We start from the raw sequence: 20,207 nt of genomic DNA, 5'->3' as shown, positions 1-20,207 counted from the left end.
ACCAACACCCCGCAAGGACCGATCCGCGCCGGCGGTCATGGGCTCCGGCCGAAAACCCGACCACAAGCCCCCCGGGCTTCGATCGCAAGCGCGGTTCGCCCCCACGCACGCCGCCGGCACCTCGGCCCCCGCTCGACCGAGCTCACCAATCCCGACTCGGACCGCTCGGCCGCCCCCACCCGGTCCCCGCAGGAACCGGATGGCGCCTGCACCCCATCGTGCGAGCCGTCACTGCAGCATGAAGGACCCCCGACCTGGGCCTCTCCGCTTCAGCGGGACTCTCGACGCCTCTGCCGGAGTGGCAGGACTTGAACCTGCGACCTCTTGACCCCCAGTCGCCCGGCGATGAACATCGCTGCACGTCAGACGGTAGACAGCCCGCGCTGTTCGTTCACCGAAAGGCACCTCAGCGACGGCGATGAACGACGCGCGGTCCCCGGTAAGTCCCCAAATCTCCAGCTCCGATCTCAGAAGCCGTTGTCATCCGATAGTGGCGGGTGCGTTTCCGCTGGTCAGGCATAGTCTCGGTGTCTCGGTGGCAGAGTGGAGCGCGAGCGTGCTGCCCGGCAGCGGGTGGAGGTTCTGCAGGCCGAGCTGCAGGAGGCGGAAGCCGTATGGGAGCGGTTTGTGATTACCCGTCAGACGGTGGCCGAAGTCCTGGCAACACCTCATGCGGGCCGAAGAACGCCTCGACGGCAGCCACCGGGCCGGGGCGCCCACCGGGCCGCGTCTTTCCTGCCGGGCCCGGACGCCGGGCACGAGCGCGCGGTCCGCAACGTGCACGTCCTCGTGGATCTGGCCGCCGCCCTCGCCCAGATCGGCGACCGCGACGGCGCGCTCACCCTTGCCCGTCGGGCCCGGACCGTCCTCACGACCATGTCCGACCCCGACGAGCGGGAAGGACCGATCGCGCGCCTAGCACGCTTCCTCGCGGAACAGGGGTACGACGACGAAGCGTTCGAACCTGCCAGCACACTCACCGACTGGGGCATGCTGATCACCACCCTCGCGGATGTGGCCGCCGCACTCGCCGATCAGGGACGCACCCGGGAGGCCCGCTCCCTCGCCGACGACCTCTCCACCTGGCTGATGCAACTGGACGACGACGACCATGATGCCAGTCTGACCGCAGAGGTGGCCTTCTGCCTCCAACCGGTGCGGTGCAGCCGAACAGGCCGCGGTACTGGTCCGACGGCTGAGCCCGCTGTCGGTACGAACGACGTGCCTGGCCGATCTCGCCGAACAGTTCCACGTCGCCGGCGACACCGAGCAGGCACATCAGTACGCCCGGCAATGCCTGGTACTTCTCAGCCGGCTCTCCGATGCGGACCACGAACGGCTCACTGCAGGCCTCAGCGCCGACTTCGCGTCCGTCCTCGCCACCAGCGATCTCGACCTCGCAGTCAGCTTCGCGACGGGGCTGCGCAAGCCCACCGCCCGCATCCGTGCCCTGATCGCCATCGCCTCCGCGCTCCCGGCCGCGCAACGAGCAGGCGAGATCTCTGACCTCCTCCGGCAGACACTGGCGATTGCGCGTGAGCAGGGCATCGGACACCCCCAGGACGCCGCCCTCTGGGCCGAAATCGCCCAAGTCCAGGTCCGCTCAGGAGATTTCCAGGCAGCGGAGAAGACCGCCCGACACCTCCAGGGAACACATCGTGTCTTGGCCCTGGCCCACATCGCCATGGCACTCGGGCCCACGCCGCAGGGACGCCGACTGTGCGCCGAAGCCATCCACCTCGGCGGCTGGCGCACCGCGTTGGACGCCATGGAAACTGTCGCCCCCGGCTCCCTGACCGCTCTCACCCAAGCGCTCGACTCCAGGATGCCCACGTCTTAGCCCGGCACGGACACGACGAACACAGGCCCGACCCCACGTGCCCCACAATGGGCACCACCGTCGGACATCTCCCCGCCCATGAACAACCCTGCGCGCCGAACCGGTGATTCTCACGGTGAGCACCGTTGCCGTACTAACCCAACGCGACGCTGAACACATCGCCGTGCCCCGGCCAGTCGTCGCGCTCCTCGTGGCTGTCGACCACCAGCGCCGAGACCCTCAGGGCCTGCGCCCGGTACTCGACGTAGCCGCTCTGGCGGTGGTCCACCGTCAGAGCGGGGGCGTCGGGGAGATGGGCGAGCGCGGTCTTCACCTCGCTCCATGCGAGGTATTCGGAGAACTCGACCCCCTCGTCCTTCTGCCACTCCTCGGCCAGCCCGTCCACGGTGGCAAGGCGGTGGAGTTCGACGGAGCCGCCAACCACGACCCACTCGGGCCCGTTGAAGTACAGCTCGACCAGACCGTAGTCCCGCCGCAAGGACAGGTTCGGCTCGTCCACGTCGTCGATCCACCGGCTTCGGAACGCCCGGTCGACGTCTGCGATCGGGGAGCCGATGCCGATGCCGTGGAGTCTGCCGGTGGCGATGACAGAGGCGATGAATGCAGCACCGTTCACGACAGTGTCTCCAAGTACTCGATCAGATGTTGCATCTCGTCCGCGCGGTTCTGCTTGTTGCCCCAGTTGCCGCCGTTTCGCATATGGTCCTGGGCGGACTTGGCCTTCGCGATGAGGTCGGCCCGGAGCTTCGGGTCGGAATGTACCAGGTCGGCCGCCGTGTCCACGCTGCGCTGCGAGGCCATGCCGTGGCTGAGGCGAATCCCCTCGGACTTGAACTGGAACGACACCTCCTCCTCGCCGTTCTTCAGCTTCTTCGTCGTCTTCTCGGCCCAGACCCGGACCTCGTCCCGGCCGACGTGAATGTGGGCGCCCTTGGTCGCCCAGTCGGGCGCCATCGCGGACACGTGCGGCTTGTCCTTCTTCTTGCCGTGCGGCGACAGACCGTACGGGTCCGACCAGGTGTGCGGGTTGCGGACGTAGGACCCGGGGTTGGGCGACGGTGCCAGACCCAGCGGGTCGGGGCTGGTGTAGCGGGCGGTCTCGGGGTCGTAGTAGCGGTTGAGGTTGTAGTGCAGGCGGGTCTCGGGGTCGAAGTACTGTCCGGGGAAGCGCAGCGGGGTGTAGGTGGTGCTGTCGGCCGGCCAGGTGGTGTTTCCCCAGAGCGTCGGGGTGGTGCGCCAGGCGATGGTGCCGGTCACCGCGTCGACCAGTTCGTTCGGCGTGCCGATCAGGTCGGTGACGATGGCGAAGAACCGGCGGTCGGTCCGCGCCTGTTCGGAGTCCGCGGCCGGCCTGGTCTTGATGGACTCGGTCTGTGCGAGCGGGTCGAGTCCCAGGTGGTCCCAGGAGAGCGTGTGCGGGCCCGGCAAGTACGCGGCGTGCGTGGTCTGTTCGGCGAGCGTGAGGCCGTCCCAGGTGAAGTCGGTCCGCTCCTCGACGGTGACGCCGTCCGAGCCGAGGCGGTTCTTCGCGATGCGCCGCCCGAACGGGTCGTACAGGTAGCGCCAGCGGGTGCCGTCGGGGGTGGTGACCGCGACGAGACGGTCCTCCGCGTCCCAGGTGTACTGCCAGGTGTCGGGCTTGCGGGACAGTCGCGTGACCTGTCGAAGCGTCAAGTGCCCGTCCGCATCGTACTCGTAGCGAACCCGTCCGGCCGCGGCAAGCTGGGCGCCTTGGTAGGTTCGGGCCCCGAGGGCGGCTTCGCCGGCGGACGTGGCGGGCCATTCGGCAGCGGTGACGTTGCCGGCCGGATCGTAGGCGTAGCGCTCGGTCCAGCCGTCGGCGTGGACGGCGGCCACCTGGCCTGCGGCGTCCAGGTCGAAGGCCCGGTGTCCGTTCAGCAGGTCGTCGATGCCGGTGAGGTTGCCGTCGGCGCGGTAGGCGTAGGCCCGGTGTTGGAGAACCTCCGGCCCGGCGGGCCCGGTTCGGCGCAGGGTCTGTGCGGTCAGGCGGTGCAGCGGGTCCCACTGGCTGGTGAGGGTCACCTGGTCGCCGATGGTGCGCTGCTGCTCCCGGCCGGCCTCGTCGTAGCCGAACGCGATCCGCCCGCCGGTCGTCGTGACGGCGCTCGGCCGGCCTGTGGCGTCGTACGACCAGTCACTGACGTGGCCGGCGGGGGTGGTGCGTCGTTGCCGACGGCCGATGGGGTCGCGCAGGTGGCTGAGAGTCCGCCCGTTGACGGTCTCGGCCAGGAGGTTGCCGGCCACATCGACGATCCGGACCACGTCCGCGTCGGCGTTGGTCGCACGGATCAGGTGCCCGCCGGCGTCGTATCCGAACGTGGTGGTCCGGTCGCCTGCGACCTTGGTGAGGAGGCGGCCGAGGAGGTCGTAGGAGTAGCGGGTGGTGCGGCCCGAAGCGTCGGTGATCGAGGCGACCTGACCGGCGCCGTCGAACTCGTAGCGCCGGTTGCGGCCGTGGAAGTCCGTCTCGCCGATCAGCCGGCCGGCCGGGTCGTAGCTGTAAGTCCAGATCTGGTCGAGGGCGTTGGTGACCGAAACCAGTTGCATGTCGGCGTCGTAGCTGAACCGGATCCGCGCGCCGTCGGGGTCGGTGCGGGTCGCGAGGTTCTCGAAGTGGGTGTAGTCGAAGGTGCTGACCTGGCCGAGGGCGTCGGTGTGGCTCAGCAGGTTTCCCTCGCCGTCGTAGCTCCAGGACTCGGTGCTGTCGTCGGGGGCGGTGCGGGTGGCGAGGTGGCCTTCGGTCGTCCAGGTCAGCCTCGTGCGCGCACCGAGGTGCTCGGTGATGACCGAGATCCTGCCGAACGCGTCGCGGTCGAACCGGGTGGTGGTACCCACCGGGTCGGTGACCTCCAGGGGAAGCCCGGCGCGGTCGCACCGCACCAGCGTGGTGCGGCCCAACGCGTCGGTGACCGAGGCGAGATGACCCGACTCGTCGTAGGCGTATGCCGTGACCGCTCCGAGCGGATCGATCAGTGACGTGCGCCGACCGGCCTCGTCGTAGGTGTGTCGCCAGGTCGCTCCACCCGGCTCGGTCACGGTGACCGGAAGGCTCAGGCTGCCGGTGTATTCCGCTGTGGCCTGCGCCCCGTCGGGGCGGGTGACGCATATGAGGTCGCCGGCGCCGTCGTACTCGTAGCGGGTGGTGCGCCCCAGCGGGTCGGTCTCGGCCAACAGGCGGTCATAGCCGTCGCGTTCGTAATGGGTGGTGTGGCCGAGGGGGTCGGTGACGGCGACGACCTGGGCGTGGTCGTTGATCAGGTAGGTGGTGGTGTGACCGAGGGCGTTGGTCTCGGTGTGGGTGCGCAGGCCCGTGGCCGGGTCGCGGTCGCCGTAGCCGAACGTGAAGCGCAGGGCGCCGGTGGTGCCGCCCTCGTCGGTGACGCGGTCGTGGGCGTCGTAGGTGTAGCGGTACTGGGAGTTGTTGCGGTCGGTCCAGGACAGGAGTCGGCCGGCGGTGTCGTTGGTGAAGCGCATGGGCTTGCCGCTGGAGTTGTAGACGGCGGTGAGGTGGCCGTCGGTGTAGCTGTAGCGGGTGAGGAGGGCGTCGCCGCCGGTGTCGGTGGCGTTGGCGAGGCGCAGGGCGGTGATGCGGTCGTTGTCGACGGTGACGAGGAGTCGGTAGCCGCCGGAGTGGGTGATCGAGACGGGGACGCCGTCCTCGTCGTAGGCGAGGGTGTAGTGGCGGCCGTGACGGTCGCGGACCTCGGTGAGCAGGGCCTCGTCGCCGTCGGAGGTGGGGGTGAAGGTGCGGACGAGGCCGGTTGAGGGGTCGGTGACGGTGAAGTGGCCGTCGACCAGGTCGAGTTCGTGGCGGGAGCCGGCGGAGGCGTGGACCGGGTCGCCGGGCTCGGGGTGCGGGTAGGCCTGGGTGATGCGGTCGGCCCGGACGTGGACGACGCCCTGCTCGTCGATCTCCAGACGCTCGTCGAAGGTGCAGATCCACTTCGGACCCATCCAACGGCCCGTCAGCAGCCCCGATTCGAAGCTGCGGGTGAACTCCAGAGGCAGTGAGCCGGGAAGGGTGACGTCGTTCTGGTCGATGAACATCCGCCCCGTCGCGATGTCGACCGGCTCGCCCGGACATTTGCGGGAACCGTGGTCGCGACCCTCGGTCCGGGGGCTCTTCACCTGGTCACGGCCCCGCCTCTTCGGATGGGAACCGCCGCCCTTCCCCCGCCCGCCACTGCCCGAACGGGGGTGTGGGAGACCGCCCTTGCCGTCGCCCTTGAGGATCTTCTCCAGATCCTTGACGTGCTTCTCCTCGATCTCCCGGACGTTCTTGGCGACCTTCTTCAGGTTGTCGCCCGCATGCCGGTACAGGTTCTTCAATGCCTTGCCGGCATCCTCCGCCAGCGTCTTGCCGAGCTTCTGCGCGCCGTCCTCCAGCGCCTTCACGATCTGGTTGCTCATTCGAAGCTCACCCCCGCGATCTTCGACTGGAATGCCTGCGCGTGACCGGCCACCGTCTCCGCCTGCTCGTGCATCATCCGCGCGTGCTCGTCCAAGGCGTCCGGATCGATCCGGAAGCCCGTTCCTCCACTGCTGCTTGAGACCCCCAGCGCCGCCTCCGCGGCCTGGAACACCAACCCCTGCACCGCATTCGCCACCGTGTCCACCAGCGGACCGATCGCCGCCTCCACCACCTGCGCGATGATGTACTGCTCCAACTGCTGTTCCAGGTAGTTGATCAGACGCTTCGCGGTCTCCTCGATCAGGACCACCGCCGCCTCCGCCAAACCCAGCGTCGCCACCGCCGCAGCCTGGTCCGCGACGAACGCCGCCGCCAGCGCGATCAGTTCACCGATCGTCTCGACCTTCATCGCCACGATCACGTCAGCCGCGACATCCAGCGCGTCCGCCACCACATGACACGCCCGCACCAGCTCGGTCAGATGGCTCTCCGACAGCGACGCCCACTTCGCCAGCAGCGCCTCGTACGACGCCCCCTCGTACGCCTGCCCCAGCCGCTGGACCGTCGCCGTCGACTCCTGGTGCACCGACTCCACGTTCTGCGCGAACTCCCGCACGTGCGAGCCGAACTCACGCACCTTGTCCTCGTTCACCGTCGGCCAGTTGATACCGATGAACGACAAGAACTCCACTACCTCGCCGGGCAGTTCGATCGCCACGTTACGCCCTCCCCCGACGGCACCACATGTCCGTACGACCCTAGGCCAAAATCGAATACCCGAAGAGGGGAACGAGGAATCCCACCGAACGAAACGACCCCGGACCGCGGCAGCTGCCCCGTGGCGCACCCGAGGGTGCCCCAGCTCCTTGGACGCCTGGGTTCCCCGAGCGGGACTGGTGATCGGCTGCTTGTGACTACCGAAGAGCGGGTTTCGCCACATCCGGTGAGGAGTGTGACGAAACCCGTCCCAACGCGGCAAGGCTGACTCATCGTCAGCCATCAGCGCCGCCAGGTCACACTCATCTCGCACCAGAGCGAGGCCCAGCGAGTAGCGGCGGGAGTTCCAAGAGGTACTCCCGCAGGTCAGATGCGCTGAAATGACTCCCGGCCAACGGCCGCGGAGGCCGGCTCAGAGGTCGTAGAACGTCTCGATCTGCGCGCCCAGGGAGTTCAGACGCATGGCCAGGTCCTCGTACCCCCGGTTGATCACGTACACGTTCCGCAGCACCGAGGTGCCCTCGGCCGCGAGCATCGCCAGCAGCACCACGACCGCGGGCCGCAGGGCCGGCGGGCACATCATCTCTGCCGCGCGCCAGCGGGTCGGGCCGTCGACCAGTACGCGGTGCGGGTCCATCAGCTTGACCGTCGCGCCGAGGCTGTTCAGGCCGGTCAGGTAGATCGCCCGGTTGTCGTAGACCCAGTCGTGGATCTGCCTCGAGCCCTGCGCCATGGCCGCGATGACCGCGAAGAACGGCACGTTGTCGATGTTGATGCCCGGGAACGGCATCGGGTGGATCTTGTCGATCGGCGCTTCCAGCTTCGACGGGCGCACCGTCACGTCGACGAGGCGGGTCCGGCCGTTGTCGGCCGGGTACTCCGTGCTCAGGTCGTAGTCGAGGCCCATGCCCTCCAGGACCGCGAGTTCGATCTCCAGGAACTCGATCGGCGCCCGGCGGACCGTCAGCTCCGAGGACGTCACCACCGCGGCGGTCAGCAGGCTCATCGCCTCCACCGGGTCCTCCGACGGCGAGTAGTCCACGTCGCAGGCGATCCGGACCAGGCCGTGCACGGTGAGCTGGGGGTGCCGCCGCAGCTCCCGGGCCCGTGTGCGTCGTTGACGGGGCGCTCCCAACACGCGCTGCTGCTGGTGCCGGACGGCCTTCGATGCGGTGACGGCACGGGCCGCGGTGTCGGTGCGGGGTGCGCGGGCGTGCGAGGCGGCACGGATCGAGCTGTACGGCGGCAAGCGCAAGGGTGCGGTCCGCCGGGAGGCGAAGAAGGTGGTGGCGAAGTGACGAGTGAGGCGGCGACGGTCGGGCAGGTGCCGCAGACGCCGGCCGGCCGTATCCCCCGGCAGGCCGGCCGGACGCGGCCGACCGGTCCGAAGGCGTTCACCCGCTGGGTCGAGCAGCGGTGCGCGGCGGACCCGGGGGTGCGGGCGGCGCTGCGGCAGGGTGCGGGCAAGGGGCTGAACCAAGTGCCGTCGATGCACCGGTTCGTAGCCCCGTGGCTGCCGACCGATGCCGGCCAGGACGTGCAGCGGGCGTACTACGCGGTGGCGGCAATGATCGCCGCGCAGCGCCGCAGCCAGTACACCCTGGCCGACTTGGAGGAGATCGACGGATCGGCGGAGAGCGTCGCGGGTGCTCACACCTGCGGCGCTGCCGGGGCTCCTCACATCGCCGCTGCTGCCGAGGCTCCTGGCAGCGGCGGGACACCGAACGCCGGTCGGCCGGGGGCGGACCGGCCGGTCCGGTGGAGTCTGGGCAGGTCGTTCGCGGAGGCGGTGGCGTCCGGGGGGATGCGCGAGAGCTCGGCGGAGACGCGGCTGAACCTGCTGGCCCGTCAGAGCGTGGAGGGCCTGCTTCGTCATCTTCCGGGTGCGGTACGGCAGTTGCGCGAGGCCGGGGCGCGGGTGGACTGGTCGCTGCTGCTGGTGGACCTGTACCAGTGGCGCCAGTACGGGGGCCCGGTGAAGCGGTATTGGCTGCAGGACTTCTACCGGGCCCGACACCGCGCGGGATTGCAGGCCGCGATGGACAGCGACGAGGCGACCGGCGTCGCGGAGGCCCCGGCACCTCCATCACCGCCCGCGCCCTGACCACCCTCGCCCGCCACGGCACCACCGTCGTCGCCGCCGGATCCGGCGGCGTCCGCTGCTACGCCGCGACCCTGCCCGAATCCCTCAGCACCACCTGGCTCGAACGCCAGGCCCGCGCCGCGAGTCCTCCCCGCGCGAGCGGGGGTCTGCCGGGTCTGACCGTTGACGGGCTGGTCGGTCCCGTGCCCTCCCCGCGTGAGCGGGGGTCTGCCGGGCCGGCGGTTCTTCGGGGCTCTTCCGGGGAGGGTGCTGGAAGGGTCCGTGCGGCGTCATGGGTGGTGCGGTGGTTCCGGGTCGCCGTAGCCGCCGCCGCCCGGGGTTTCGACCTCCAGGATGTCGTTCGGTTCGACGTTCACGGTCGCGAAGCCGGGCAGTGGCTCGATCGTGCCGTCGTGGCGCAGCAGGCGGTTGGCGCCGAGTGCGCCGGGTGTTCCGCCGGCCATGCCGTACGGGGGGACGCGGCGGTGGCCCGACAGGATGCTGACCGTCATCGGCTCGCGGAAGCGGATCCGGCGTACCGCGCCGTCACCGCCCTGTCGGCGGCCTGTTCCGCCGCTGCCGGGTCGGACGGCGAACTCGTCGAGCAGGACGGGCAGTCGCCATTCCAGGACTTCCGGGTCGGTCAGCCGGGAGTTGGTCATGTGGGTCTGGACGGCGGCGGCCCCGTCGAAGTCGGGGCCCGCGCCGGAGCCGGAGGCGATGGTTTCGTAGTACTGGTGGTGGTCGTTGCCGAGGGTGAGGTTGTTCATGGTGCCGGATCCTTCGGCCTGCAGGCCGAGGGCGGCGTAGAGCGCGCCGGTGACGGCCTGTGAGGTCTCGACGTTGCCGGCGGCGACGGCGGCCGGTGGGCGTGGGGCGAGCATCGAGCCGGGTGGGACGACGATCCGCAGCGGGCGCAGGCAGCCGTCGTTGAGCGGGATGTCGTCGGCGACCAGGGTGCGGAAGACGTACAGCACGGCGGCGTTCACGACGGCGGACGGCGCGTTGAGGTTGCTGTCGAGCTGGGCCGAGGTGCCGGTGAAGTCCACGGTGGCGGTGCGCCGGCGGCGGTCCACCCGGATCTGTACCGCGATGACCGCGCCGGTGTCGGTCTCGTACCGGTAGGAGCCGTCGGACAGCGAGCCGATCGCCTCGCGCACCGCCCGTTCGGCGTTGTCCTGCACGTGCCGCATGTAGGCCTGGACCACGTCGAGCCCGAACTGTTCGATCATCGCGTTGACTTCGTCGACTCCTTTGCGGTTGGCGGCGATCTGGGCCCGCAGGTCGGCGAGGTTGGTGTTCGGGTCGCGCGAGGGGTGGGGCGCGTCGGTGAGCAGACGCAGCGTCTCGGCCTCGCGGAGTCTGCCGTCCGCCACCAGCAGCCAGTTGTCGAAGAGGACGCCTTCCTGTTCGATCTCCCGGCTGGTCGCGGGCATCGAGCCGGGGGTGATCCCGCCGATCTCGGCGTGGTGCCCGCGGGAGGCGACGAAGAACAGGATTTCGTGTCCGGCCGGGTCGAAGACCGGGGTGATGACGGTGATGTCGGGCAGGTGGGTGCCGCCGTGGTAGGGGTCGTTGACGGCGTAGGAGTCGCCCGGTCGCATCGCCGGTCCGCGGCGGCGGAGCACTTCCTTGACGGTGGTGCCCATCGAGCCCAGGTGCACCGGGATGTGCGGGGCGTTGGCGACCAGGTTGCCCTCGGGGTCGAACAGTGCGCAGGAGAAGTCCAGCCGTTCCTTGATGTTGACGGACTGGGCGGTCGATTCCAGCCGGGCGCCCATCTGCTGGGCGATCGCCATGAAGAGGTTGTTGAACACCTCCAGCAGCACCGGATCGGCCTCGGCGGTGACGGCGGGCCCGGCCCGGTCGGCGATCTGCTCGATCCGCAGGTGGCCGGCGGGGGTGACGGTGGCGCGCCAGCCGTCGTCCACGACCGTGGTGGAGCCGGCCTCGGCGATCACGGCCGGCCCGGTGACGGTGTCGGCGGGGCGCATCCACTCGCGCTGCAGCAGCGGCACCTCGCGCCACTGGCCGCCGATGGCCATCCGGACGGCGGGCGGCACGGCTGGTCCCTGCCGGTGGACCTCCGGCGCGCCCAGGTCCGGCTGCTCGGTGAGGCCGGTGGCCTCCACCGTGAGGGCTTCGACGACGATCGGACGGTCCATCAGGAAGGAGTAGGTGGCCCGGTGCCGTTCCTCGAACTCCCGTGTCATGTCGGTGAGTTCGCCGAGCGTGACGTCCAAGGTGGTGTCGGTGCCGTGGTACCGCAGCCGGGCCCGGTGGGCCAGCCGGATCCGCTCCGGCGCGATCCCCTGGTCCCGCAGCTCGGCCGTGGCGCCCGCCGCCAGTTCCTCGGACAGGGCGCGCAGGTCCGCCATGGCCCCTGTCTCCAGCCGGCGTTCGACGGCATGTTCGCGCAGCACGGTGGTGTCGGCCAGGCCGATGCCGAGCGCGGAGAGCACCCCGGCCATCGGCGGGACCAGCACCGTGCGGATGCCGAGCGCCTCGGCGACCGCGCAGGCGTGCTGGCCGCCGGCGCCGCCGAAGGTGGTCAGCGCGTACCGGGTGACGTCGTGGCCCTGTTGCACCGAGATCCGTTTGATCGCGTTGGCGATGTTCCCGACGGCGATCCGCAGGAAGCCTTCCGCGGCCTGCTCCGGCAAGCAGCCGGTCCCCGAATCTGCGGCGATCTCGCCTGCCAGTACGGCGAATTGACGCCTGACCAGGTCGAGATCGGGCGGCTGGTCGCCGTCCGGCCCGAGGACGCGGGGGAAGTGCTCGGCCTGGATCCGGCCGAGCAGCAGGTTGGCGTCGGTGACGGTGAGCGGCCCGCCGCGCCGGTAGCAGGCGGGCCCGGGATCGGCGCCGGCCGAGTCGGGGCCGACCCGCAGCCGTCCGCCTTCGAAGCGCAGCACCGAGCCGCCGCCGGCCGCGACCGTACGGATCGCCAGCATCGGCGCCCGCAGCCGCACCCCGGCGACCTCGGTGGTCACCACCCGCTCGAACTCGCCCGCGTAGTGCGACACATCGGTGGACGTGCCGCCCATGTCGAAGCCGATCACCCGCTCGAATCCGGCCAGTCGGGACATCCGCACCATGCCGACGATGCCACCGGCGGGGCCGGACAGGATCGCGTCCTTGCCGCGGAAGTGGCCGGCCGCGGCGAGGCCGCCGTTGGACTGCATGAACATCACCGGTACACCGCTCAACTCCCCTTCCACCTGCCGGACATAGCGCCGCAGGCCGGGCGAGAGGTAGGCGTCGGCCACGGCCGTGTCGCCGCGCGGCACCAGCTTCATCAGCGGACTCGTCTCGCTGGAGAGCGACACCTGGTCGAAGCCGAGCCGCTCGGCGAGCCGGCCGATCTGCTGCTCGTGCGCGGGGTGCAGGTAGCTGTGCAGGCAGAGCACCGCGAGCGCGCCGATGCCGTCCCGCCGGCACTGGCGCAGCTCCTCCGCGAGCCGGTCCAGGTCGGGTCGGCGCAGGACCGTTCCGTCGGCGGTGATCCGCTCGTCCACCTCGATCACCCGGGTGTAGAGCGGTTCGGGCAGGGTGATCTCCCGGGCGAAGATCTGTGGGCGGTTCTGGTAGCCGATCCGCAGCGCGTCGGCGAAGCCCCGGGTCACCACCAGGGCGGTCGGCTCGCCCGCCCGCTCCAGCAGGGCGTTGGTGGCGACCGTGGTGCCCATCCGCACGGAGTCGATCCGCTCGCCGCCGGACGGAAGCAGGGCGCGGATGCCGGCCACGGCCGCGTCGCGGTAGCGGGCCGGGTCGTGCGAGAGCAGCTTGCGGGTCAGCAGCCGGCCGTCGGGTGCCAGCGCGACGACGTCCGTGAAGGTGCCGCCGCGGTCCACCCAGAACTGCCAGCCCCGGCCGGGCATTTCGGCCCCTTCCGCCGCTTCGGGACGCCGGTTCGGCGGGCCACGCCCGGCCGCGCCCCTCGTCGAGTATCCGCCCGGGGGAGCCGGGGTCGCAAACAAGGACATACTGGACATACGGCCAGTCCCGGAGGGCGGTGAGACGCACATGGAGACCGGAGCGACCCGGACCGTTGTCGGCGTTTTCCGGGAGACCGTGCCGGGCGAACGACGGGTGGCCCTGGTGCCCGAAGTGGTTCCCGCCGTCGGACGCCTCGGGCTGACGGTCCTGATCGAGCCCGGCGCCGGCGCCCAGGCCTGGCTGCACGACGAGGCGTTCCTCGCGGCCGGAGCCGAAGTCGCCGGACACGCCGAGCTGTTGCACCGTGCCGACGTGCTCCTGGGGGTGCATCCGCCGGGCCTCGACCGACTGCCCGACCTGCGTCCCGGGCACCTGCTGATCGCCCTGCTGCGCCCCACCGCGATCCCCCAGCTGGTGGGGCAGTGGGCCGACCGCGGGGTCACCGCGATCGGCCTCGACCTGGCGGACCCCCGGCTGCCCGCGGCCCGCCCGATGGACGCCATGGCGTCCCAGGCGCGGATCGCCGGCTACCGGGCGGTGCTGCTCGCGGCCGGACGAATGGGCCGGTGCCTGCCGCCGTGGGGCACGGAGGGCGCGGCGTTCGATCCGGTCCGGGCGCTGGTGGTGGGCGCCGGGCCCGAGGGGCTCCAGGCTGTCGACACCGCCCGCCGCCTCGGCGCCCGCGTCCAGGTCGTCGAACTGCGCCGCCACGAGCGGGCGCAGGCCGTCGCGCTCGGTGCCGAGCTGCTGGCCCTGCCCGGACTCGACCCGGTGGCCGGTGACCTGGAGCTGAGCGAGCGGCTGGCGCACCGCCGCTCCGTGCTGAGCGAGGTTCTCGCGGCGGCCGTGCCCCACTACGACCTGGTGGTGACCGCACTCGCCCTGCCCGGCGAGGACCCGCCGACGCTGCTGCGCACCGAGGCGGTGGCGGCGATGCGCCCCGGCTCGGTCCTGGTCGACCTGGCGGCCGGCCCCGCACACGGGCCCGCCCCGGCCGACGGCTGGGCGCGCGGCAACCTCCAGTGCGCCCGGCCGGACGCCACGACACTGGTCGGCGACGGGGTGATCGTGATCGGCGCCGGCGAGCTCGCCGCGCAAGTCCCCACGACGGCCTCGCAGGTGTACGCGCACAACATGCTCGCGCTGCTGACCCATCTGACCCGCCCCGGCGGGCTCCACGTCGATCCGACCGATCCGGTGCAGGACGCCATGGTGGTGACGCACCACGGGGCCGTCCGGCACGCCGCCACACGGCGCCTGCTCACCAACGCGATGGCTGCTGCCGGCCCGCCTCCGCCTTAGCTCCGGCCGTGGTCCCGGTCTCGTTGGTCCCGTCGCTGGTCGCGGTGCCGCGACAAAGGGCCGGCGAGCAGGAGGGCGTACCGCCCGATCGCACCGGCGTGCTCCGCGCACTGCCGGTAGTCACCGGACAGCAGTACCAGGTCCGCGGCGGTGCCTGCGTCGAGCGGAGCCTCCACCGTGAGCAGCCTCTCGTACAACAGGCGCTGCCGCCGGGCCGTCCCGGGCACCTCCGACAGGAGGTCCGCGACGCCCTCCGGCGTGGGCTGCTCCAGGACGTCGGCCGCCCGGCCGACCAGGCCGACGGCCGCCTCGGCGATTCCGCGCAGGGGCGTGAGCAGCCGCTCCGGAAACGGCTCGCGGCCCTGCCGCGCCCAGGCCAGCTCCAGCAGCCGCTGGGCGAGCACCCCCAGCCACTCCACCTCGCGGCCCACCTGGACGCCGACCACCACGGCCCGCAACCCCGCAGGCACGGCATCCGCGGCCTCCTCGATCCGCCCGCGCAGTTCGGCCAACGCCTTCTCCGACCGCACCACCCCGCCCGCCGCGACCACCCCGCCCGCTGCGCCGACCTCGGCCGTCAGCGCCGCGCTCGCGCCGTCCAGCGCCTGCTCGGCGAGCCGGACCAGAGCGGCCAACTCGCCTACCAGATCCCGCAGTTCACCCTCACCGGTATCCGACATCGGTCGGCTCCCGTCTCGCTCGGAACACCGGGCCGCCCGCTCGGCCACGTCGCGCAACCCCTCCCCGACAGTCTCCTCTCGGCGACCACCGCCCGACACCTGCGACGTACGACCGTCACGCTCCACGCCCGGCAGGCCACTCCACGCGAAAGCCTCCTGGCCCGCCGACCCCTCCAACCACCCTGCAGGGCCCGGCGCCTCACCCTGCCGGGTGACCGCCATTCGGCCCAATGCCCACCCCCGTACGGCGGAGTGCCCGCAACCGGTGATCCCGAAAGTCGTTGTCCCTGCGCACCCGTCACCACACGCACCGGACAACGGGAGACCTCCCCCCATGAAGACCGCCTTCCGTGGCACCCTGCTGGCCTCCGCCCCACTGCTCGCCACCCTGCCGCTGATCGTCGACACCTCCGCCCGCGCCTACTCCGCCACGCCCACGACCGATGCCACCTGCGTCCTCCACGCCCACGGGGTCTTCACCACCGCTGTCGATGCCGGCGGCACCGACACCCCGATCCCCGACACCCTGACGATGACCGGAACCGTGACGTGCGTGGATTCCGCGGGCGCGCCCCTGGCCTCCGGCGCCTTCGAGCGAGTCGTCACCATGCCGTCCACGGAGTGCACCGGCGACGAACACGGAGACACCTCCACCACCACCATCCACTGGAGCGACAAGACCACGTCCACGTTCAGGTTCGACAGGACGGACGTCATGAAGGTGAACGGCACCGCCTCCCTCGTCGTCAGCGGCGCAGTCACCGACGACAGCGCGGCCTTCGCGAACGACACCATCAAGGCCGTGGGCACCAGTTACGGCGCCGGCTGCGGCACCCCCGCCGGCGAAACCGCCCTCGACTCGACCCTCGTGCTCCGTCTCACCCACTGAAACGGTCCTGCACGACTCCTGAACGCCCCCCCACCGGCCGCTGCCCGCGCCCGTACACAGCTCGCGCCCGCACGCAGCCCGCGCCCGCACGCAGCCCGCGCCCGCCCGCCGCCCGCACGCGAAGGAAGACCCGACATGTTTCCCTCCCCTCCCCTGTCGCAGGCCGCCCCGGCCGGACTCATCAGCCCCAAGGCCCGCGTCTACGCGATGCTCGACACGGACGGCGACGGAACCGCCTCCCGGCACGACTACTTCGTCCGGATCGAACGGGCCCGGCAGGCCACCGGCCGGGCGCAGGACGATCCCCTGGTCCTCGCCGCCCACGCGGCGGGCGAACGGGCCTGGGCCGCGATGGACGCCAACGGCGACGGCGTCATGACCTTCGAGGAGTACGACGCCTGGGTGGATGCGGACAAGTTCGACCACGTCTGCCGCCACGCCTTGGCGGCCCTGTTCGACCTCGCCGACGCGGACCAGGACGGTGCCGTGCAACGCTCCGAGTTCACGGCACTGCGCCAGGCCCTCGGCAACCGGGCCGACAACGCCGAGGCCGCGTTCGACGCCCTGGACACCGACGCGGACGGCCGGGTCGGCCGCGACGAGTACCTGGCATCGATCCGCGCGTACGTCACCGGCGACGGATCCCCGATGGGCGAGGCACTGTACTGACCGCCCACCCTCCCCGCGTCGTCCGCGACAGAACCTGCGCCGCCACTCCCGCCCCCTGGAAGCTTTCCTGACGGACTGTCAAACTGCCTTCCTCACCGCCGAGTTGGAGAGGCAGAGGGCATGTCGAACATCGAAGCGCGCAGACCGACGGCACCGCGTCTGCGGTCGCTGCTGAGCCTGCTGATACTCGCCGCCGCCGCACTGCTGGCCGGGCCTGTGCCGCACGCGGCCGCCGCCACCGGAGAGGCGGACGCGTACTACATCGGCCGCGACGGCGGCCTGTGGAGCTACCGCTACGCGGACACCACTGGCACCTGGACCACCGCCACCCGGCAAGGCCCCGCCGCACTCGCCCCGCCCGGCGCGCGGGTGGCGGCGGTCCGGGTACCAGGCCACCGGCCCGCCGTCTACGTCGTCGCGACGAACGGCGCACTGTACGAGTACTGCGGGGACAACCCGACCAGCGCACCGATCGCACTCACCGGCCCCGCCAACGCCCAGCCCGGTGGACGCATCACCGCCACCTGGTCCGGCTCCCAACTGGCCCTGGTCACCAGCACCTGGACGGGCCCGGCGGCGGCACCGACAGCGGTGGCCTCGCGCCTCGGCGACGCCTGCCTCTCGATGAGCGTGGACTGGCGCCAACTCCCGGCCCCCGCCGCCTACCCGCCCTCCTCGGAGGCCGCCGTCGTCCTGGTCTCCGGCCGCCCCGGCATCTTCACCGTCGACGACACCGGCGCCGTGACCGTCGGCTGGACCTCCCCGACCACCGGCGGCCTCTTCACCTACATCATCGCCCCCACCGGCAGCGCCAAGCCGGGCGCCGGCATCGCCGTGACCCCCGGTACCACCGCCAGCACCTTCACCGTGTTCTTCGCCGGCCGCGACGGACGCCTCAACCGCGCAACCATCGGCGCCGGCGCCGGCCCCATCGGCCTCCCACAGCCCAACACCACCGCCCCGACCGGCAGCGTCCCGGACGGCGCCACCCTCTCCGCCGCAAAGAACGCCGCCGGCACCGCAGTTGGCTACGTCGCCACCGACGGCACCATCACCCTCGCCCACCTCTCCACCACCGGCCTGTGGCAGAGCACCCAACCCATCAGCACCTCCGGCTTCTCCACCCCCGGCAGCTCCGTCGCCATCTCCGACATCGACGGCTACCCCGCCTGCGGCACCAACGGCCCCCTCCCCGTCCACTTCGGCCCCAACCGCGGCCCCTCCCCCGACCCCTGGGTCACGGCCGGCCCGAACGTCACCACCGGCGCCAACATGACGTTCGTGTAGGCCTCGCCACCGCTCGACCCCAAGGCGGGCACAGGCACCGGCGATCACGGGGGGTTCCCCCACCCCGTCACCACCCGGGCGACCCGTGCCCGCCCCTCCGTTCCCACGACCGGCAGTGTCCTCACCCGCGGGCCCGGGTTGACCCTCTCCTGGCGTCAGGGTTCAGCATGGGGGCGTTCGGAAGGAGAACGGGTGTGGCTGAGCAGGGTGTGACGTATTCGGTGGGGCAGGTGGCGGGGTTCGCGGGGGTGACGGTGCGGACGTTGCACTATTACGACCGGGAGGGGTTGCTCTCGCCGAGTGAGCGGAGTGCGGCGGGGTACCGGCTGTACAACGACCGGGATTTGGCGCGGCTTCAGCAGATCCTGTTCTACCGGGAACTCGACTTTCCGGTGGAGGAGATCCGCAGCATCCTGACCGATCCGCAGGCCACCGCGCTCAGCCACTTGCGCGAGCGGCACCGTCAACTCAACGAGCAGATCGGCAAGTTGCAGCGGATGGTGGAGGTCGCCGAGCAGGCCATCGAGATGGAGCGGACGGGCGTGCGGCTCTCGCCGGAGGAGCGGTTCGACATCTTCGGTGAGGTCCGCTGGGACCTGAGCTACGCGACGGACGCCCAGCTGAAGTGGGCGGACAGTGCGCGGCAGCGGGAGTCGATGGAGCGGGCGGCCCGGCACAGCAAGGAGGACTGGCGGCAGCTGATGGCCGAATCGGCTGCGTGGCGACGGGAGTTGATCGTCGCGTTCGAGGACGGCCAGGCCGCCGACGGTGAGCGGGCGATGGATCTCGCGGAGCAGCACCGGGCGCATGTGGAGCGGTGGTTCACGCCGTGTCCGCCGGAGTCGCACCGGGTGATCGCGGGCGACTATCTGACCGATCCGCGGGCGTTCGCGATGCTCGTCCCGCCGTCCGAGCAGTTGCCCGGGCTGGCCCGGTTCCTGCACGCCGCGATCGAGGCCAACGCCCGTCGCATCATGGAGGGTTGAGGAAGAGATGCGCATTCTGGTCACGGCGGCGGGTTCGCACGGGGACGTCGCGCCGTACACGGGGCTCGGCGTCCGGCTGGCGGAGGCCGGGCACGAGGTCGCGCTGGCGACGCACCGGAGCTACGCCGGGATGGTGGAGCGGTGCGGGCTGGAGTTCCGGCCGCTGCCGGGGGATCCGCGGGCGGGCGGGGAGGGGGTGAAGGGGAAGGGTGCGCTGCTCCGCCGGGCGAAGGAGTTCGTCGGGGAGCTCGGGCGGGGGATCGCGGAGGTGGCCGAGCCGGGGGCGGACGTGCTGCTGCTGTCCACCTCGACGGCGCCGTTGGGGTGGCACGTGGCGGAGGCCCTGGGTGCGGCGAGTGCGGGGGTGTATCTCCAACCGGTCGAGCCCACGGGGGAGTTCGGGCCGGTGGTGGGGGGTGCCAGGTCGCTCGGCCGGTGGGGGAACCGGGCGGCGGGGCGGGCCGCGCTGGGGGTGGTGGACCGGCTGCACCGGGACGCGGTGACGGAGCTGCGGGCCCGGCTCGGCCTGCCACCGCTGTCCGGACCGGCCATGCGGCGCAGACTGGTGCGCGAACAGTGGCCGGCGCTGCACGGGTTCAGCACCGCGCTGGTGCGCCGCCCGGCGGACTGGCGGCCCGGGCTGGAAGTGGTGGGCAACTGGTGGCCGGCCGACACGGGTCAACTCCCGGACGAGGTGGAGGAGTTCCTCGCGGCCGGCCCGGCGCCGGTGTTCATCGGGTTCGGCAGCATGGGCGCGGGCCAGGGCGAACGACTGGGCCGGCTCGCGGTGGAGGCACTGCGAGCGGCGGGGCAGCGGGGGGTGCTCCAGGCGGGCTGGGCCGGGCTGACGGCGGACGCGGACGACGTGCTGACGGTGGGGCAGCTCGACCACGCCGCGCTGTTTCCGCGCATGGCGGCCGTGGTCCACCACGCGGGGGCGGGCACGGCAGCGGCGACGCTCCGCGCCGGTGCGCCGTCGGTTCCCGTCCCGGTGACGGCGGATCAGCCGTTCTGGGCCCGCCGGTTGACGGCGATCGGCGCGGCAGTGGCGCCGATCCCGTTCGACGGCCTCACCGCGGAACGCCTCGCGGCCGCGATCCGGCGGGCCTGCGCCGAACCGTCCCACCGGGAGCACGCGGCAGCGGCTGCCGCGCGGATGGCGAAGGAGGACGGCGCGGGCCGCGTGGCGGACCTGGTAGCCCAACTGGCCCGGGGCATCGGCGTCTGAGCACGCCAGGAGGGGGCGGCGGGGCCGACCCCGCTCGCGGGCTCGCCCGCCGCGCCGGGCGGGCACCGCAGGACGCAGGTCCCAGGCAGGGGGCGGCGAGTTGCGGGTCGGCATCTCCTCCCAGCATGCCGGAGGCGGTAGGAGTTCGAGCACGC

The 20,207-nt window shown here is 71.7% G+C and carries 13 protein-coding genes and 2 pseudogenes; 9 read left to right on the top strand and 6 right to left on the bottom strand.

All coding sequences use genetic code 11. The annotated features are described in order from the left end of the window. Positions 1–1,973: 1,973 nt before the first annotated feature. The 4 genes and pseudogenes from ACFV18_RS09315 to ACFV18_RS09300 form a co-directional block, all read right to left on the bottom strand. Positions 1,974–2,456 (bottom strand): hypothetical protein, encoded by a 483-nt coding sequence (locus ACFV18_RS09315; RefSeq protein ID WP_380480936.1) that lies wholly within the window; start codon positions 2,454–2,456, stop codon positions 1,974–1,976. Next, positions 2,453–6,271: a DUF6531 domain-containing protein gene (locus ACFV18_RS09310; protein ID WP_380480934.1), complete on the bottom strand. Its 3,819-nt coding sequence runs from the start codon at positions 6,269–6,271 to the stop codon at positions 2,453–2,455. The genes ACFV18_RS09315 and ACFV18_RS09310 overlap by 4 nt, the downstream gene beginning before the upstream one ends. After that, complete coding sequence (locus ACFV18_RS09305; protein ID WP_380480931.1) at positions 6,268–6,990, bottom strand: WXG100 family type VII secretion target; 723 nt, start codon at positions 6,988–6,990, stop codon at positions 6,268–6,270. Before ACFV18_RS09305 ends, ACFV18_RS09310 begins: the two co-directional genes overlap by 4 nt. A gap of 411 nt (positions 6,991–7,401) precedes the next feature. Continuing rightward, positions 7,402–8,067, bottom strand: a pseudogene (locus ACFV18_RS09300) (UDP-N-acetylglucosamine 1-carboxyvinyltransferase); the annotation flags it as partial. A 94-nt stretch (positions 8,068–8,161) separates the two neighbouring features. Between ACFV18_RS09300 and ACFV18_RS09295 the strand changes: the two are divergent. From ACFV18_RS09295 to ACFV18_RS09285, 3 genes and pseudogenes are all read left to right on the top strand, one after another. Beyond that, positions 8,162–8,287, top strand: a complete 126-nt coding sequence (locus ACFV18_RS09295; RefSeq protein WP_380480928.1) for a hypothetical protein — start codon at positions 8,162–8,164, stop codon at positions 8,285–8,287. Further along, positions 8,284–9,093 (top strand): type I-E CRISPR-associated protein Cse2/CasB, encoded by an 810-nt coding sequence (gene casB, locus ACFV18_RS09290; protein ID WP_380480925.1) that lies wholly within the window; start codon positions 8,284–8,286, stop codon positions 9,091–9,093. Before ACFV18_RS09295 ends, casB begins: the two co-directional genes overlap by 4 nt. After that, a pseudogene (locus ACFV18_RS09285) lies at positions 9,060–9,212 on the top strand (type I-E CRISPR-associated endonuclease Cas1); the annotation flags it as partial. The gene casB and the pseudogene ACFV18_RS09285, both read left to right, overlap by 34 nt. A 150-nt stretch (positions 9,213–9,362) precedes the next feature. Here ACFV18_RS09285 and ACFV18_RS09280 read toward each other — a convergent pair. Then, positions 9,363–12,953 (bottom strand): hydantoinase B/oxoprolinase family protein, encoded by a 3,591-nt coding sequence (locus tag ACFV18_RS09280; protein ID WP_380480922.1) that lies wholly within the window; start codon positions 12,951–12,953, stop codon positions 9,363–9,365. A 145-nt stretch (positions 12,954–13,098) separates the two neighbouring features. Here ACFV18_RS09280 and ACFV18_RS09275 point away from each other — a divergent pair, with 145 nt between their 5' ends. Continuing rightward, complete coding sequence (locus ACFV18_RS09275) at positions 13,099–14,313, top strand: NAD(P) transhydrogenase subunit alpha (protein WP_380480919.1); 1,215 nt, start codon at positions 13,099–13,101, stop codon at positions 14,311–14,313. Here the strand turns inward: ACFV18_RS09275 and ACFV18_RS09270 are convergent. Beyond that, positions 14,310–14,993: a hypothetical protein gene (locus ACFV18_RS09270; RefSeq protein WP_380480916.1), complete on the bottom strand. Its 684-nt coding sequence runs from the start codon at positions 14,991–14,993 to the stop codon at positions 14,310–14,312. The two genes, ACFV18_RS09275 and ACFV18_RS09270, sit on opposite strands and share 4 nt — an antisense overlap. Positions 14,994–15,327: 334 nt before the next feature. Between ACFV18_RS09270 and ACFV18_RS09265 the strand changes: the two genes are divergently transcribed. The 5 genes from ACFV18_RS09265 to ACFV18_RS09245 all read left to right on the top strand — a co-directional run bounded on the left by ACFV18_RS09265 (position 15,328) and on the right by ACFV18_RS09245 (position 20,052). Continuing rightward, a complete protein-coding gene (locus tag ACFV18_RS09265; RefSeq protein WP_380480914.1) occupies positions 15,328–15,882 on the top strand; it encodes a hypothetical protein in 555 nt (184 codons plus the stop codon). A 135-nt stretch (positions 15,883–16,017) separates the two neighbouring features. Further along, positions 16,018–16,551 (top strand): EF-hand domain-containing protein, encoded by a 534-nt coding sequence (locus ACFV18_RS09260; RefSeq protein WP_380480911.1) that lies wholly within the window; start codon positions 16,018–16,020, stop codon positions 16,549–16,551. Between the two features lie 120 nt (positions 16,552–16,671). After that, entirely contained in the window at positions 16,672–17,838 is a 1,167-nt protein-coding gene (locus ACFV18_RS09255) for a hypothetical protein (protein WP_380480909.1), read from the top strand. 209 nt (positions 17,839–18,047) lie between these two features. After that, positions 18,048–18,824, top strand: a complete 777-nt coding sequence (locus tag ACFV18_RS09250) for a MerR family transcriptional regulator (RefSeq protein ID WP_380480967.1) — start codon at positions 18,048–18,050, stop codon at positions 18,822–18,824. A 7-nt stretch (positions 18,825–18,831) separates the two neighbouring features. Continuing rightward, positions 18,832–20,052, top strand: a complete 1,221-nt coding sequence (locus tag ACFV18_RS09245; protein WP_380480907.1) for a glycosyltransferase — start codon at positions 18,832–18,834, stop codon at positions 20,050–20,052. Positions 20,053–20,207 lie beyond the last annotated feature (155 nt).

Origin of the sequence: Kitasatospora sp. NPDC059673 (assembly GCF_042734215.1) — a bacterium.
In the GTDB taxonomy this organism is placed as follows: domain Bacteria; phylum Actinomycetota; class Actinomycetes; order Streptomycetales; family Streptomycetaceae; genus Kitasatospora.
Note: the sequence above shows the minus strand (reverse complement) of the source record. Positions and strands in the feature narration are given on the sequence as shown.